General features: G+C 71.3%; 13 protein-coding genes. 6 read left to right on the top strand and 7 right to left on the bottom strand.

Annotated features, from left to right (window positions below; genetic code table 11):
• Positions 1–14: 14 nt before the first annotated feature.
• Positions 15–329: a chorismate mutase gene (locus tag AB0877_RS15100; RefSeq protein WP_366609152.1), complete on the bottom strand. Its 315-nt coding sequence runs from the start codon at positions 327–329 to the stop codon at positions 15–17.
• 139 nt (positions 330–468) lie between these two features.
• Here AB0877_RS15100 and AB0877_RS15095 point away from each other — a divergent pair, with 139 nt between their 5' ends.
• On the top strand, positions 469–1,353 hold the full coding sequence (locus AB0877_RS15095) for a CDP-diacylglycerol diphosphatase (protein ID WP_366609151.1): 885 nt from the start codon (positions 469–471) through the stop codon (positions 1,351–1,353).
• Positions 1,354–1,362: 9 nt separating this feature from the next.
• Here the strand turns inward: AB0877_RS15095 and AB0877_RS15090 are convergent, their stop codons facing one another.
• Genes AB0877_RS15090 through AB0877_RS15080 form a run of 3 tightly spaced genes read right to left on the bottom strand, consistent with a single transcriptional unit; the run spans position 1,363 to position 3,176 of the window.
• The gene (locus AB0877_RS15090; protein WP_366609150.1) at positions 1,363–1,731 is read right to left on the bottom strand and encodes a WHG domain-containing protein; all 369 of its coding nucleotides are present in this window, start codon (positions 1,729–1,731) and stop codon (positions 1,363–1,365) included.
• Positions 1,732–1,756: 25 nt separating this feature from the next.
• On the bottom strand, positions 1,757–2,347 hold the full coding sequence (locus AB0877_RS15085; RefSeq protein WP_366609148.1) for a TetR/AcrR family transcriptional regulator: 591 nt from the start codon (positions 2,345–2,347) through the stop codon (positions 1,757–1,759).
• Entirely contained in the window at positions 2,340–3,176 is an 837-nt protein-coding gene (locus tag AB0877_RS15080) for an alpha/beta hydrolase (protein ID WP_366609146.1), read from the bottom strand. The genes AB0877_RS15085 and AB0877_RS15080 overlap by 8 nt, the downstream gene beginning before the upstream one ends.
• 216 nt (positions 3,177–3,392) lie before the next feature.
• Here AB0877_RS15080 and AB0877_RS15075 point away from each other — a divergent pair, with 216 nt between their 5' ends.
• A complete protein-coding gene (locus AB0877_RS15075) occupies positions 3,393–3,995 on the top strand; it encodes a class I SAM-dependent methyltransferase (RefSeq protein WP_366609145.1) in 603 nt (200 codons plus the stop codon).
• 80 nt (positions 3,996–4,075) lie between these two features.
• Here AB0877_RS15075 and wrbA read toward each other — a convergent pair whose 3' ends face one another.
• The gene (wrbA, locus tag AB0877_RS15070) at positions 4,076–4,675 is read right to left on the bottom strand and encodes an NAD(P)H:quinone oxidoreductase (RefSeq protein ID WP_366609143.1); all 600 of its coding nucleotides are present in this window, start codon (positions 4,673–4,675) and stop codon (positions 4,076–4,078) included.
• Positions 4,676–4,870: 195 nt separating this feature from the next.
• On the opposite strand from wrbA, the gene AB0877_RS15065 reads away from it, so the two are divergent.
• Both AB0877_RS15065 and AB0877_RS15060 read left to right on the top strand, forming a co-directional pair.
• A complete protein-coding gene (locus AB0877_RS15065; RefSeq protein WP_366609142.1) occupies positions 4,871–7,699 on the top strand; it encodes a BTAD domain-containing putative transcriptional regulator in 2,829 nt (942 codons plus the stop codon).
• A 69-nt stretch (positions 7,700–7,768) separates the two neighbouring features.
• A complete protein-coding gene (locus tag AB0877_RS15060; RefSeq protein ID WP_366609140.1) occupies positions 7,769–9,334 on the top strand; it encodes an alpha/beta fold hydrolase in 1,566 nt (521 codons plus the stop codon).
• 118 nt (positions 9,335–9,452) lie between these two features.
• On the opposite strand, the gene AB0877_RS15055 is transcribed toward AB0877_RS15060, so the two are convergent.
• Positions 9,453–9,836 carry a nuclear transport factor 2 family protein gene (locus AB0877_RS15055; RefSeq protein WP_366609139.1) on the bottom strand — a complete coding sequence of 128 codons (384 nt, stop codon included), beginning with the start codon at positions 9,834–9,836 and terminating at the stop codon, positions 9,453–9,455.
• A 226-nt stretch (positions 9,837–10,062) separates the two neighbouring features.
• Here AB0877_RS15055 and AB0877_RS15050 point away from each other — a divergent pair, with 226 nt between their 5' ends.
• Positions 10,063–11,946: an alpha/beta hydrolase-fold protein gene (locus AB0877_RS15050; protein ID WP_366609138.1), complete on the top strand. Its 1,884-nt coding sequence runs from the start codon at positions 10,063–10,065 to the stop codon at positions 11,944–11,946.
• A gap of 67 nt (positions 11,947–12,013) precedes the next feature.
• Here the strand turns inward: AB0877_RS15050 and AB0877_RS15045 are convergent, their stop codons facing one another.
• Complete coding sequence (locus AB0877_RS15045; protein ID WP_366609137.1) at positions 12,014–12,727, bottom strand: alpha/beta hydrolase; 714 nt, start codon at positions 12,725–12,727, stop codon at positions 12,014–12,016.
• A 185-nt stretch (positions 12,728–12,912) separates the two neighbouring features.
• Between AB0877_RS15045 and AB0877_RS15040 the strand changes: the two genes are divergently transcribed.
• Positions 12,913–14,151: an MFS transporter gene (locus AB0877_RS15040; protein ID WP_366609136.1), complete on the top strand. Its 1,239-nt coding sequence runs from the start codon at positions 12,913–12,915 to the stop codon at positions 14,149–14,151.
• The last annotated feature ends 155 nt before the right edge of the window (positions 14,152–14,306 follow it).

The raw sequence follows: 14,306 nt of genomic DNA, 5'->3' as shown, positions 1-14,306 counted from the left end.
CAGGTCCCGGGCGATCACCGCGTTTCCGGCGTGGACCCGCCGGTGATGCGGTGGTGCTCGTCGGTCTCCATGTCGATGAAGGCCTGGATCATGCCCCGGTAGATCCGTTCGATCAGGTCCGGGTCGGCGCCGGCCTCGCTGGCCAACGTGCGGACCCGGGCCACCACCTGCGCCACCCGGTCCGGCGCACGGACCGCCTGACCATCGCTCTTGAGCGGGGCGGCCTGCCGGACCAACTCCTCCCGACGGGCGAGCAGCCCGACCAGGTCCCGATCCAGCTCGTCGATCCGGGCGCGGATCGCTGTCAACGTCGTCGCGGTCTCTGCCACGCCGGAAATCGTCGCACGACGGCGACACGATCAGGGGACCCGCTCGCCGGCCAATGCGCCGAATGCCGGCTATCGCCCTAATCTCGACACGTTCATGTTCGCCTCGGCACGGCAACCACGGAGGGTGACGATGGGCGGAATGCCACGGCGTCAGTTCGTCAGACTCTCCGGGACCGCCGGCGCGACAGGGCTGCTGGGACTGGTCGGCGCGGACCGGGCGCTGGCCGACGGGGGGCCGACCCCCGCGCCGTCCCCCTCGACACCCGGCGGTCCCGGCGCCGCGGCCTGCCCCACACCCTCGGCCCTGTGCGGCTACCCCACCGACACCGGTGGCAGGTACGACCTGTGGGACCGGGTCCAGGTCTGCGAGGGTACGAAGACGGGGCCGCCATTTCCCCAGTGCCTGCGCACCACTCCCACCTACGTCATCCTCAATGGCGGGTCCGGCTCGAACCACGACTTCCTGCTCGTGCCCAGTTGCCGGATCAGCGGCATCGAGTGCCCGTTCATCACCACCGCCAGCGCGCCGAACTACTGGTTGGAGGCCTGGAACAACGCCCAGCCGGGGCAGCCGGGGCACGTCGTCTATCCCCACCTCGGGCTGGGCGTCAATTCGGCCGACCCGACGATCCGTCAGCAGGATCAGCTCCACATCCACCTGGCCGGGATCCACTCGGGAATTCAGACGCAGCTGAACAACCACGACAGCGCGATCAGCAACGACCCGGCCCGGTGGCGCAACCAGATCGTGCCGATCTGGGGCCTGACCAGCGCCGGGCTGCCCGCCCCGCGCTCGTACCGGGTTCTGCACGTCGCGAACCTGAACGGAAACCTCTTCCGGCTCCTGCTGGACAGCGTGGTGCGGCCGACCGGAGCGACCATGGCGGCGCAGATGCTGGCCGTGACGCCCCGCCTGATCGGCGGCGGCGGGTTCTACGTCCTGAACAGCGAGCCGGGCCTGCCCGTCCCGGCCGGTCAACCCGGCGGTACGGGCACCGTCGACTTCCTGCTGGCGTACGCCTGAGCCGCCCGCTCAGCGCAGCAGCGCCATCCGGTCGATGATGGAGTCGCGCACCTCCGCCGGCCAGGGGAACAGCGGCGCTGCCACGCGAAGCTGGGCGAACCCGTGCAGCCCGACCCAGAGCGCTGTCGCGTCGCCGAAGGGGCCCACGCTGGTCGAGCGACCCGCCGCGACACAGTCGGCGAGCGTACGCATGCACCCGGTCTTCGCCGCACTGATCGTCGTGGCCGCGCTGGCTGCGGCGGCCGCCCTCCACCTCGGCAGGCGGCGTCCGAGCAGGCCCGACGGCTCGTCGAACGAGCGGCCGTCCTTGCGGGCCGCGCCGTGACCGATTCGCTTCTCCCCCGGGAGCGCAAGCGCCGGATCGCCCGTCGCCGTCATCCGACGGTGGCGGGCGATCCCGGTGTCAGCTCGCGAGGTCGCTGCCACCGGCCGCGCCGGCGCGAAGGCCCTGATCGATGAAGCTGACCAGCCAATCGAAGCTCTCGTCGACGGACGCGTCGATCTGGAACCCGCCGGCCACCTCCAGGGTGGCGAACCCGTGCAGGACGCTCCGCAGCGTCCGCATGGCGTGGATCACCTGGCCGGGGTCGAGGTCGTACCCGCCCAGCATGGCCGCCCACGAGGCGAGCACCCGCTCGCTGGCCGGGATGAACGGGTCGTCCGGGCCGGTCGGGCGGGCGGCGTTGCTGGCCGCGTACCGGCCGGGGTGTTCCCGCACGAACGTCCGCATCGCCTGCGCTCCGGCGGCGAGGGCGGCACTGCCGGAGCGACCCTGGATGGCGTCACGGAGGACATCGCCGGCCTGGGTCATCCCCAGGATGGCGATCCGGTGTGCCAGGTCGGCCTGACTGGCGACGTGCTTGTAGAGCGAGGGGGTCTTGATTCCCAGCCGTTCGGCGAGCAGGCCCATGCTGAGGTTGTCGAAGCCGACCTCGTCGACCAGCGCGGCCGCGGCTTCGGTGACCGATGCCGGGGTGAGCCGCGCCTTAGGCACCGGTCAGCGTCCGGGTGAGGAAGGGCAGGGCCAGCGCGAGGACGTCGTCGGGCGTCTGGACGTGCGGGTAGTGGCCCGCGCCCTCGATGACGGCCAGTTCGCCAAGCCCTCGTGGCAGGTCGGCGAGGATGCGCTCACCCTCGGCCCGCGGGTCGGCCCAGTCGGGGTCGACGCCGCCCTGGATCACCAGGACCGGGCAGGTGACGTTCGGCAGTTGGCGACCGGCGTCGGCCGGGCTGCTCTTGGCCATGGACTGGAGGGCCTTCATCCGGCCGGGCTCACTCATCTTGGCCTCGATGCGCGCCAGCTCGCCATGCCAGTCGGCAGGCTTGGTGGGGATCGCCAGGTTGAGGTACCTGCGCCAACTCGCCACACTGCCGCGTACGAGCACCTGCGCCAGTTGGAGGTAGCCGGCGCGGAAGCGCTTCACCCGCACCAGCCCACCCAGGTCGAAGGACTGCGCGCGGGTGAACGGCGCCAGCTCGATGACGCCGGCGATCAGCTCCGGCGCGGTGGCGGCAGCGATGGTCGCGGCCCCGCCGCTGATCGACTGACCGATGATCACGGCTGGGCCTCCGAGGTGGCGCACGACGGCGACGAGGTCACCCGCGATGTCCGTGCGGCTGTAGCCGTCCCAGCCGAGACCGGAGTCGCCGCAGCCACGGATGTCGACGTTGGCGACCCGGTAGCCGGCCGCGGCGAGAGCCGGGGCGACGAACCGGTAGGAGTGCCGACTGTCGCCCATGCCGTGCGCCAGGACGACAAGTGGGCCCTGCCCGGTCACCTCGTAGGCGAGAGTGTTGCCGGCGATGTTCAGGTATTCGGTCATGACGTTCCTCCACCAAAGCTAACGTGATTAGCTTAAGGCTAACTCGATTAGCCGCGATGGGCAAGTGTCGACCGCCGCTACCCCCTCCACCCAGGCCGAGCTGGGCACAGAGGGCATCGGGAGCGGCGACCGCCCCGGGCGGCGCAGCGACGGTGACCGTCGCGCCGAAGTCGGTAGGCCGACTCGACACGGCCCGGCGACCCGTATGGTTCCGCGATGGAAACGGACACGGTACGACAGGCTTACACCTCCGTCGCGGAGCTCTACATCGAGCTGTTCGGCACGCGCCAGCAGGTGGACGCCGACGATCTCGCTCTCATCCGGCGGCACCTGGGCAGCCGGCCCGGCCGGGTGCTCGATCTGGGGTGCGGGCCCGGCCACCTGACCGGATACCTTCGCGAGCTGGGCGTCGACGCAGCAGGGATCGACCTGGTCCCCGAGTTCATCGCCCATGCGCGGGCGGCCCACCCGGGCGTCGAGTTCCACCTCGGCTCGATGGAGCGCCTCGATGCGGCGGAGGACTCCGTCGACGGCATCCTGGCCTGGTACTCGTTGATTCATCTTCCGCCGCCGGAGTTCGACGGGATGCTCAAGGAGTTTCGAAGGGTGCTGGTCCCGGCCGGGCGGCTGGTCCTGGGCGTCTTCGACGGCGAGGAGGTCGGCGCCTTCGACCACAAGGTCCTGACCGCCTACCGCTGGCCGGTCGACGAGATCTCCGAACGACTCGGCCGGGCCGGTTTTCGCGAGGTGGAACGCCTCCGGCGGCCCGCCACCGACGAGCGACGGCGGCTTGCCGCCGTCGCGGCGATCGCGGTGTGAGAACGCCGAGGGCCGGCCTCCCGTCCGGGGAGACCGGCCCTCGCCCCACTGAGCACCCGCGTACGGGCGGGCGTCAGCACTCAGGCGTTGAGCTTGCCGGCGATCGTGACGACCCGCTCGGCCATGTGGTCGAGCGCGGCGAACTGGGCGTCGCCCAGCGGGGCGTCGTTGCTGCCGCCAGTGACGTGCGAGACGCCGTACGGGTTGCCGTCGGCGAACTTCAGCGGGTCGGTGTAACCCGGGGCGACGACCAGACCCCCGAAGTGGTGGATGGTGTTGTAGAGCGCGAGCAGGGTCGACTCCTGGCCGCCGTGCGCGGTCATGGAGGCGGTGAAGCCGGCGTACACCTTGTTGGCGAGCTGGCCCTGCGCCCACTGCGGACCGAGGGTGTCGAGGAACTGCTTGAGCTGGCTGGCGACGTTGCCGTAGCGGGTGGGCGTGCCGAACAGCACCGCGTCCGCCCAGACGACGTCGTCGGCGGTCGCCTTCGCCTCGTTCTTGGTGGCGTCGAAGTGCTGGCTCCAGGCGGCGTTGGAGGCGATGGCCTCGGCCGGGGCGAGCTCCGGAACCTGACGCAGACGCACCTCGGCGCCAGCCTTCTCGCCAGCCTCGGCGAGGCGCTTGGCCATGGCGTGCAGAGTGCCGGTGGACGAGTAGTAGATGACGGAGAGCTTAGTCATCGGAGGCATCCTTCCCAGAAAGTAGTTGCCGCTGATAAATTTGCGGCCGCAACAATTTCGACACTAGCAGCCGCCTCGCGGCGTCCCAACCTCCTGACCATGCCCAGCTGCGTGACGGAGCACACCACGGAGCCGGGCGCGGGCTGCGGCCGTCCAGCCGATGAAGCGGATTGTTCGCGCCCCTACGATGAGGCGATGGACCCTGCGGGGACGCCACCGGCGGCGCGGTACCACCTGCTCGGGCCGGTCGAGGCGCGCTCAGCCCGCGGGCAATCGCTGGCCCTCGGCACGCCGATGCAGGTACGCCTCCTGGCCGTGCTGATGTCGCAGCCGGGCACCGGCTGGTCCATCGACCAACTCGTCGACGAGCTGTGGCAGGGGCGCCCGCCGAAGACGGCAGCCGGCAACGTGAAGACCTATGTCTGGGCACTGCGCCGCGCGCTGCGCTCCCCGGGCTTCCCCGACCCCGCCATCCTCGCCGGGCCCACCGGCTACCGTCTCGCCCTGGAAGGGCTGACGGTGGACAGCGTGGCCTTCGACGACCTGGCCCAGCGCGGGTATTCCGCGCAGCGGCAGGGTCACTGGTCAGCCGCCCAGGAGTCGTTCGAGGCCGCGTTGGCGCTCTGGCGTGGGGAGCCGTTCGCGGGCCTCCCCGGCTGGGGGGTGTTGCGCTCGGTCCGAACGCGCCTCGAAGAACAGCGGTCCAGCCTGGTGGAGGAGGTCGTGGACCTCAAACTGCGCGCCGGACAGCATCACGAGCTGATCGAACCACTGCGGAGCCAGGTCGACGACGACCCGCTGCGCGAGCGCCCGTGGGGGCAACTGATGGTGGCCCTGGCGCGGACCGGCCGGCGTGCCGACGCGCTGGCCACGTACCGGAAGCTTCGCCATCTCCTCGCCGAGGAGGTGGGAGTCGAGCCCGGTCCCGATCTCCAACAGCTGCACACCCGCATCCTGCGGGCGGAACCGGAGCTGTTGGCCTCCGAACCGCGGCCACCGGAAGGAACCCCGCCGCGAATCGTCCCCCGACAGCTGCCGGCCCCACCGACGTTGTTCACCGGCCGGGCCGGGGAGCTGGCCCGGCTCACCACACTGCTGCTCGATGACCCCCGCTCGGCCGGCACCGTCGTCATCACCGGTACGGGCGGCGTCGGGAAGAGCTGGCTGGCGCTGCGCTGGGCGTACGACAACCGCCATCACTTCCCCGACGGGCAGCTCCACGTCGACCTGGCCGGATTCGGCACCGCGACGCAGGGGGCGTCCCCCTCGGCTGTCGTCGTACGCTCGCTGTTGCCCGCGCTGGGTGTGCGGCTCCTGGAGATCCCAGCGGATCCGGCGGCCCAGTTCGCCCTGTACCGCAGCCTGACCGCGGCCCGACGGCTGCTCGTGCTGCTCGACAACGCCCGCGACGCCGAGCAGGTGCGGCCCCTGCTTCCGGGGTCGACCCGCTGCGGGGTGCTGGTGACGAGTCGCCACACCCTGCCCGGCCTGGTCGCCACCGATGGCGCCCAGCTCCTCGCGCTGGACCTGCCCAGCGACGACGAGGCGCGCCAACTGCTCGTGCGCCGACTGGGTACGCAGCGGGTCACCGCCGAGCCGGCGGCGGTCGACGAGCTGATCGGGCGTACCGCGCGGTTGCCCCTGGCTCTGTCCATCGTGGCCGCGCGGGCCGCCGCCCGGCCCACGTTTGCGCTCCAGGCCGTCGCCGACGACCTGGCGGCGAGCCGGGGCGGGCTCACCGCCCTGGCCACCGACGACGCCGCCACCGATGTGCGCACGGTGCTCTCCTGGTCGTACCGACTGCTCAGCGCGGACGCGGCCCGACTGTTCCGGCAGATCTGTCTGCATCCCGCACCGGACGTCAGCGCCGCCGCGACGGCCAGCCTCGCCGGGGCGCCACCGCACCTGGTGCGGCCGGCGCTCGACGAGTTGGCCCGGGCGAACCTGCTGGCCGAGCAGTCCCCCGACCGCTTCCGCTGTCACGACCTGCTCCGCGCCTACGGGGAGGAGTTGACGCACGCTCTCGACGCTCCGGCCGAGCGTGACGCCGTCCGCAGGCGGATGCTCGACCACTACCTGCGTGCCACTCGTGACGCGGCGAGACGTGTCGACCCGGGCTGGCAGCCGCTCGATGCGCCGCCCCTGCCCACCGACGCGTCACCCTCGGCGTTCGCCGACCACCGGGCCGGGCTGGCCTGGTTCACCATCGAACAGCGGGTGCTGCTGGCCGCCGTCGACGACGCGGTCGCGCACGGTTTCGACGCCCACGCCGGGCAGCTCGCCCAGGCCCTCACTCCCCTGCTCGGGCGGCTCTCGCAGTGGCACGACCTGGCCACCGTGCAGACCATCGCGGTCGCGGTCGCGCGCCGCCACGGTGACCCACGCGCCGAGGCGCTGGCCCACCGGGACCTCGCGCTGGCCCATGTCCAGAACCGCCGGTTCGGTGCGGCCCACCACCACCTCCGGCGCGCCATGGCACGGTACGACCAGGCCGGCGACCGCCCGGGGCAGGTCAGCGCCCATCTCCACCTCGCCTGGCTGTCCGACGTCGAGGGTGACGCCGGAGCGGCCCTGCCGCACGCCAGGCGGGCGCTGGCACTGGCCAGCCACACCGGCGACCGGCTCGGCGAGGCCGCGGCGCTCAACGCGCTCGGCTGGAGCCATGCACGGCTGGACGAGCACGCCCGCGCCATCGCCTACTGCGAGCGGGCGCTCGTGCTCTACGAGGAGGCCGAGGATCGGCTCGGCGCGGCCCACACCTGGGACGGTCTCGGATTCGCCCATCACGGCCTCGGAAAACACCCGAGCGCGGTGGACTGCTACCGGCGCGCGCTCACGCTCTACTCCGAAATCCAGGAACCGTGCGGGAGGGCGGAGACACTCGTCCGCCTCGGCGACACCCATCAGGCGTTGGGCGACCACGACACCTCGGTCGACCTGTGGCGGCAGGCGTTGGTGATCCTCGACCGGATCGGTCATCCACAGGCCGCGGTGCTGTCCGAACGTCTGGCGGCGTACCAGTGAACGCCCCGCGCCGACCGTCCCCGGACCGGCATGGATCCGACGTGGACCGGGCGTCGGCAGGCTGGACGAATGTTGACCACGAAGAGCACCACCCTCCGGCCTCCGCGTGACGCCGACCGTCGACGACGGCGACTTCTCGGCAGCCTCTCGGCCGTCGTCGCGGTCCTCGTCACCCTGACGCTCAACGCTCCACCGTCGCTCGCGGGCACCACACCGACGACCGGCGGTGCCCGGCCGGTCACAGTGGACGTCACCGGTGGTGGGAGCGGGCGCGTCGACTGGCAGGTGTGCCCGGAACAGCCCGACGATCCGGGCACCCGGTGCGGCACCCTGCGCCTGCCGGTCGACTGGTCCCGACCGGGAGGGGAGACCTTCCCCCTGGCGCTGGCCCGGCGTCCCGCCACCGATCCGGCCGCCCGCATCGGCGTCCTGGTCTTCAACCCCGGCGGTCCCGGCCTGTCCGGGGTGGACGTGGCGTTGACGGCCGCCAGCCAGCTCGGGCCGGACGTGCTGCGCCGCTTCGACATCGTCGGCTTCGACCCCCGGGGCACGGTCCGTAGCGCCCCGGTGCGCTGCTCATCGGCGCTGCTGGGCCGGCAACCCTCCCTGACCCCCGTGAACACGGCGGAGTTCGAACGGCTGCGCACCTACAACCGGCAGTTGCGCGACGACTGCCGGGCCAACAGTGGCCCACTCTTCGACCACCTGGACAGTGCGAGCGTCGCGCGCGACACGGACGCCATCCGGGCCGCGCTCGGTGAGCGGCAGCTGAGCTTCTACCAGTGGTCCTACGGCACCCTGATCGGGCAGGCCTACGCCGAGCTGTTCCCCGACCGCGTCCGCGCACTGGTCATGGACAGCGTGATGGACCACAGCCAGGGGGTCCGGGAATACTTCCGCGCCGGCGCGGCCAGTAGCGAGGCGCTGTTCCACGAGTTCGTGACCTGGTGCGAGCGAAACCCTGGCTGCGCGCTGCACGGGCGCGACGTGCCGGCGCTCTACGACCGGCTGATGCGCCGTGCCGATGCCGGCACGCTCGTCGACACGGCCACCGGCACCCCGCTGAGCTGGTTCGAGCTTGGGTTCGCGACCTTCGTCAACTTCTTCGACGCGACCTGGGCCGATCTCGCGACCATGCTGCTCGCGCTGGAGCGGGGCGAGCCGGCCCCACTCGCGTCCCCGATGGTGGCGGTCGACGACGACGAGGAGCTGACCGAGTACGCGCTACCGGTGTTCTGCCAGGACTGGTCGCTGCCGATCGACGGGTTCGCCGACTGGACCCGGTATCTCGACCTGTCCCGCGCCACGGCACCGCACCTGCGCGCCTCCCCGTTGGCCGTCCGCTTCGCCGCTGTCTGCCTGGGCTGGACGGCGACAAACCCCCAACACCGACTGCAGGTCCGGACGAGCGCGCCGCTGCTGGTGCTCAACGGGCGCTTCGACCCGGCCACCCCGTACGACGCCGCCCAGCGGGTGGTGCGCCAGCTCGGCAGCCGGGGCCACCTCCTCACCTACGAGGGGTCGGGCCACGTCAGCTACCCGAGGACCGAGTGCACCCGTCGTCAGGTGGAGCGGTACCTCGTCACCAGAACCACGCCGCCGGCCGGCGCGAGCTGCCCGGCCGCCCCGGTCTGACGCGTCGACAGTGACACGGCGACGCCCCAGCTCACGGTGGGTGTGCGACCGGTCCGACGGCATGTCGGTCAGGTCTGCCACCCGGTGGCCGGGGCGTCGCCGCCGTGACCGTTCCCGGTCAGGAGCCGTCGGCCGGCTGTTGTCCCGGCCAGAACGGCCACTCCTCGAATGACCGGCACCGTCCGTCGTCGGCGAACCGCATGACCCACAGGTCGCGGTACTCCTGGTCGACCGGGTCGCCGTAACGGACCTCCTGGCGCGACACGGCGGTGTCGCCCTCGACCGCGACGATCTCCGTGGTCAGCTGGAACACCTCGTCGGGGCCCTTGCGCTGCTTCTCCCACATGCGGGCGATGGCCGACAGGCCGACGACGGGCGCCCAGTACGGCCCCTGCCGGTAGCTCGCGTCCTCGGTGAAGAGGGTGACCAGCGAGTCCGTGCCCGGGGTCCGCCAGAGCCGCTCGTAGGCGGCAATCCAATCCTCGACGTGCTTCCTGTCCATGGCCCTCACCTTGCCATCCGGGCGGTGACCACCTGGGCAAACTCGCAGGTCGCGGGATGCGAGCCCATCGAGGCGCTGTCCGGCCTCGGCTTCGGACGCCCTTGACATCGAAAGGGGTACCCAGCCACACTCCCGATGCTAATTCGATTTAGCGACCATCGGAGCCCTCAACTCCCGCCACCGCACCAGACCGCGACGAGCGACCACCATAAAGGAGTCTTCGCGCATGAGGGAAACGACCGGAAGACGCAGGCTCCGGCTTGCGATCTCGATTCTCGCGTTCACCGCGCTCGGTGCCGGGGCCGTGATCCCCGCGCCGGCTGCCGCTGTCGGCAGGCCCGCGCCCGTCCCCGGCGCGACAATCAAGGCGGACCGGGATTCACCGACCGGATACACCGTCACGTTCGTCTACCGCAACCCGCACGCCACCCAGGTCCGTCTCGCCGGGGACCTGACCCTGCTCGACGTCGGCACCGGCACCACCCGCTACCAGCCGGAAGAGTGGCGGCCGGGGCGCTACCACGCGGGCGGCACCGAGTTCCTGCGGGACATGACCAGGGACCCGAAGGGAAACTGGTCGGTCTCGCTCCCGCTGCACGCCGGCGGTCTCAGCTACTGGTACCGCGTCTGGGACCCGACGCAGGGCTGGGAGAACAAGCGCATCTGGGACCCGGCCTCGACGAACCCTCGACCGCCGGGCGAATCCTCGTTCCGGGTCCGGAACAACGACGTCCTCGATGCCGTCCACGTGCCGTACGCCAAGAAGCAGAACGACCCGGTGCTGAAGGCTCGTGCGGACTACGAGGTGCCGGTGGCCGACCGCGCGAAGCGGGGAAGCGTCACCTACGTCCCGTACACCACCATCCTGGGCGACAGCGGCCACTACCTCGGCGTCTACCTGCCGGCCAACTACGACGCCAACCGGGCGGAGCCGTACAAGGTCGCGTACCTCGCCCACGGCATCTTCGGTGACGAGACCGACTTCATGGTCCCCGCGAACGTCCCGAACATCCTGGACAACATGACGGCCAGGGGCGAGATCGAGCCGACCGTGGTCGTCACCATGGGCAACCACTTCACGGGCACCAGCCTCGGCTTCGCGTCCTACAACCAGACCAACGCGGCCAACAACCTGGTCCAGACGATCCTGCCCCTCGTCGAGAGCAGCTACAACGTCTCGACCGAGCGCTCCGGGCGGGCCTACGCGGGGTTCTCGTACGGCGGGATGACCGGCGGCGTCGTCATCCGGAACTACCCGACCACCTTCGCGTTCTACGGACACTTCTCGGGTAACCCGTCGCTCACCACGCAGGACTACGACACCATCGCGAACGCGGTCGGGGACGACGGCCTCACCGTGTTCCTCGGCAACGGCGTCTTCGAGGGCAACCTCAACGCCCAGAACGCCATCGCGGACAACTTCCGGGCGCGGGGATACACCGCCGCGACGACCCAGGTTCCCGGCGCGCACGACGGGATGACGGCGGGCCAACTGTTCACGATCTTCGCCCGGGATCACCTGTGGTCGGGGGTCGACTCCGTGTCGGTGACGCCCACGACGGTGAACCTGACGAAGGGCTGGAACTGGGCCAGGCAGTTCACCGCCCAGGTGACGACCAACGCGGGTGTGAACCCGGCGGTGACCTGGTCGGTGCGGGGAGCGACCTCAACCGGCACCGGCATCTCCGCGGAGGGCCTGCTCTCGGTCGCCGCAGCGGAGACCGCGTCGACGCTGACCGTCGTGGCGACGTCGGTGCTCGACCCGACCAGGTCACGCTCTGCCCAGGTCACCCTGACGCCTCCGGGCCCGGGGCGGGTCGAGGTCAGGGCGAAGGCCACGCCGGCCTCGGTCGTCCGCGGTGGCACGTTCACGCTCGCCGTCGACGTCCGGGCCCAGTCGCCGCACCGGAAGGCTCCACAGGTGACCGGCGAGGTTGCCGTCACCTTCGGCGGGGCCACCCGGGTGGTTGCGCTCCGTGGTGGGGCGGCCGTCGTCGAGCTGCCGACCGCCGGGCTGCCCGCAGGGGCGCACCCGGTGCACGTCGCCTACTCCGGTGACCCGGCCCACGCCCCCACCGCTGCGACCCACCAGCAGCTGCGGGTCCGCTAGGCAAGTAGGCAGGGGTGGGCCGGCGACCTCTCGTCGTCGGCCCACCACCGGCTGTCCGTGCGGACTGTCAGCTCACGCCCCGAACCGCCTCGATGATGGTCTCGGCGACCTCGCTCGGCCGAGCCACGGCCATCGCGTGCGACCCGCCGACGACCTCGCGCTGCCCCCGGGGGTTGGCCCGCTCGGCCATGAACCGGTGCGCCTCGGCGGGGATGTTCTTGTCGGCGTCGCCGAACACGAACCAACTGGGCAGCGATCGCCAGGCGGGGTCGCCGGTGAGCTTGTCGCCCAGGCCCTGTTCGGTGATCGGCCGCTGGGTCCGGGCCATCAGCGCGGCCATGTCGTCCGACGCGTCGGCGCAGAACTGGGCGTGGTACTGCTCCTGGCCGATCGCCACCTCGTTCCCACCGGTCGACACCGGGTACTGCACCAGCGTGTCGGCGAGGGTGCTGCCGGGGAACTTCGCGGACAGCGTCATCGCCGACTCACCGGTGTCCGGGGCGAAGGCGTTGACGTACACGAGAGCCCGCACCGAGGTGTCGCCGGCTGCGGCCTGCGTGATCACCATGCCGCCGTACGAGTGACCGACGAGGACGACCGGACCGCCGATCCCCCGCACAACATCCTGCACGTACGCGGCGTCGCCCGCCACGCCGCGCAGCGGGTTCGCGACGGCCACCGAGTCGTACCCGGCGCCCAGCCGCTCGAGCACACCGTTCCAGCTCGCCGACTCGGCGAACGCGCCGTGCACGAGCACGAGCGTGGGCTGTGGATCAGGCATGACAGGTGCCCCCTCACTCCGATGAAGCTGTTACCGCAGGTCGCACTGGTACGCCTGGATACCCGTCACGCGAGTGTGAAACGTCAAGCCCGGCCGGCTCGCCGATGACCCCGACCGCTCGCCAATGACCACCCGGATACACGGGGTCGCCTGCCCACGCGACGGGCCCTATAGTGAGTTTCATTATGAGACTTACTGCGTTCTGGCGGTGGTGGGTCGCCGGCACGACCAGCCAACTCGGCTCGGCGGTCGGCGCGCTGGCGCTACCGCTGACCGCGCTGAGCGTGCTGCACGCGTCGGCCTTCGAAATGGGCCTGGTCACGGCGGCGAGCTATCTGGCGTACCTCCTGATCAGCCTGCCGGCGGGCGTGATCGTGCAGCGTCTGCCGCTGCGCGGCATGCAGGTCACCCTGGATCTGGTCCGGGCCCTCACCATCGCATCGGTCCCCCTGGCCTGGTGGTTCGACCTGCTCACGGTGGCCCAACTGATCGCGGTCGCCCTGGTGGTGAGCTTCGCCAACGTGCTGTTCGACGTGGCGAACCAGACCTTCCTGCCGGAGATCGTGCCGGCCGCCCAGTTGCAGGCCCGCAACAGCCTCACCTCCGGCACGCACGCCGCCAACGCGCTGGGCGGGCCGTCCCTGGGCGGCCTCGCGGTGCAGGTGCTGGGTGCGGTGCCGACGCTCTTCGTGGACGCCGTCAGCTATCTGCTCTCCGCCGCGCTGCTGCGCACCCTTCCGGCCCGGCGGGTGCAGCGACCGGCCGAGCGGCCACCGATGGTCACGATGATCCGCGAGGGATGGCACTTCGTGCTGCGGCACCCGATCATGCGACCGGCCATGTGGGACGCCACCGCGACGAACTTCGTCAACGGCGCCATGCTGGCCCTGTTCCCGTTCTACCTGATGCGTGAGCTGCACGCGTCGCCGCTCATGGTCGGACTGCTGATCGCCACCGACGGCCTCGGCACGCTCATCGGCGCGGCGCTGACGACCCGCTTCACCAACCGTTTCGGCACCGCCCGCGGCCTCATCATCGCGGCCTTCGTCGGCGTGGCCGGCGCGCTCATCATCCCGCTGGGCACCGGCACCGCCGCGTTCCTGGCCTTCACCGTCGGGAACCTCATCTTCGCGAGTTCCACTGTGGTGCTCAGCGTGACCACCCGTACGTACCGGATGATCGCCAGCCCGCCGGAGCTGCTGTCCCGGGTGATCGCCACGGTCAAGTTCGTCTCCTGGGGCGCCATCCCGGTCGGCGGCCTGCTGGCCGGCGTCCTGGCCGGGCCACTCGGCGCCCGTACCACCCTGCTGATCTTCGGGGCGCTCACCGTGCTGTCCCCGATCATCTACCTGTCGACGCCGATCCGGCGACTGCGTGACCTGCCGCTCGACGCCACGCCGACACCCACCGAGGCACGGGTGTGAACCAGGCGGATGCGGTGCCGATCTGCCCACCTCACCCACCGGACATCGACAGGAGGTGTAGCCCTCGATCCTGCGGGGCAAGAACCCGCCATGGAGGGAACGGCAGGGCGCGCGGGGCATCCGCTCGGCCAGCAGCACCGGACCGGTGACCCGGG

Source organism: Micromonospora sp. NPDC047644 (assembly GCF_040704315.1).
GTDB lineage: Bacteria > Actinomycetota > Actinomycetes > Mycobacteriales > Micromonosporaceae > Micromonospora.
This window is presented reverse-complemented; position numbering and strand designations above follow the sequence as displayed.

Coding starts and splice junctions, on each gene's coding strand:
- AB0877_RS15095 (WP_366609151.1), top strand. CDS start 469: ATGCCACGGCGTCAGTTCGTCAGACTCTCCGGGACCGCCGGCGCGACA.
- AB0877_RS15055 (WP_366609139.1), bottom strand. CDS start 9,836: ATGGACAGGAAGCACGTCGAGGATTGGATTGCCGCCTACGAGCGGCTC.
- AB0877_RS15045 (WP_366609137.1), bottom strand. CDS start 12,727: ATGCCTGATCCACAGCCCACGCTCGTGCTCGTGCACGGCGCGTTCGCC.
- AB0877_RS15075 (WP_366609145.1), top strand. CDS start 3,393: ATGGAAACGGACACGGTACGACAGGCTTACACCTCCGTCGCGGAGCTC.
- AB0877_RS15065 (WP_366609142.1), top strand. CDS start 4,871: ATGGACCCTGCGGGGACGCCACCGGCGGCGCGGTACCACCTGCTCGGG.
- AB0877_RS15080 (WP_366609146.1), bottom strand. CDS start 3,176: ATGACCGAATACCTGAACATCGCCGGCAACACTCTCGCCTACGAGGTG.
- AB0877_RS15050 (WP_366609138.1), top strand. CDS start 10,063: ATGAGGGAAACGACCGGAAGACGCAGGCTCCGGCTTGCGATCTCGATT.
- AB0877_RS15060 (WP_366609140.1), top strand. CDS start 7,769: ATGTTGACCACGAAGAGCACCACCCTCCGGCCTCCGCGTGACGCCGAC.
- AB0877_RS15040 (WP_366609136.1), top strand. CDS start 12,913: ATGAGACTTACTGCGTTCTGGCGGTGGTGGGTCGCCGGCACGACCAGC.
- wrbA (WP_366609143.1), bottom strand. CDS start 4,675: ATGACTAAGCTCTCCGTCATCTACTACTCGTCCACCGGCACTCTGCAC.
- AB0877_RS15090 (WP_366609150.1), bottom strand. CDS start 1,731: ATGACGGCGACGGGCGATCCGGCGCTTGCGCTCCCGGGGGAGAAGCGA.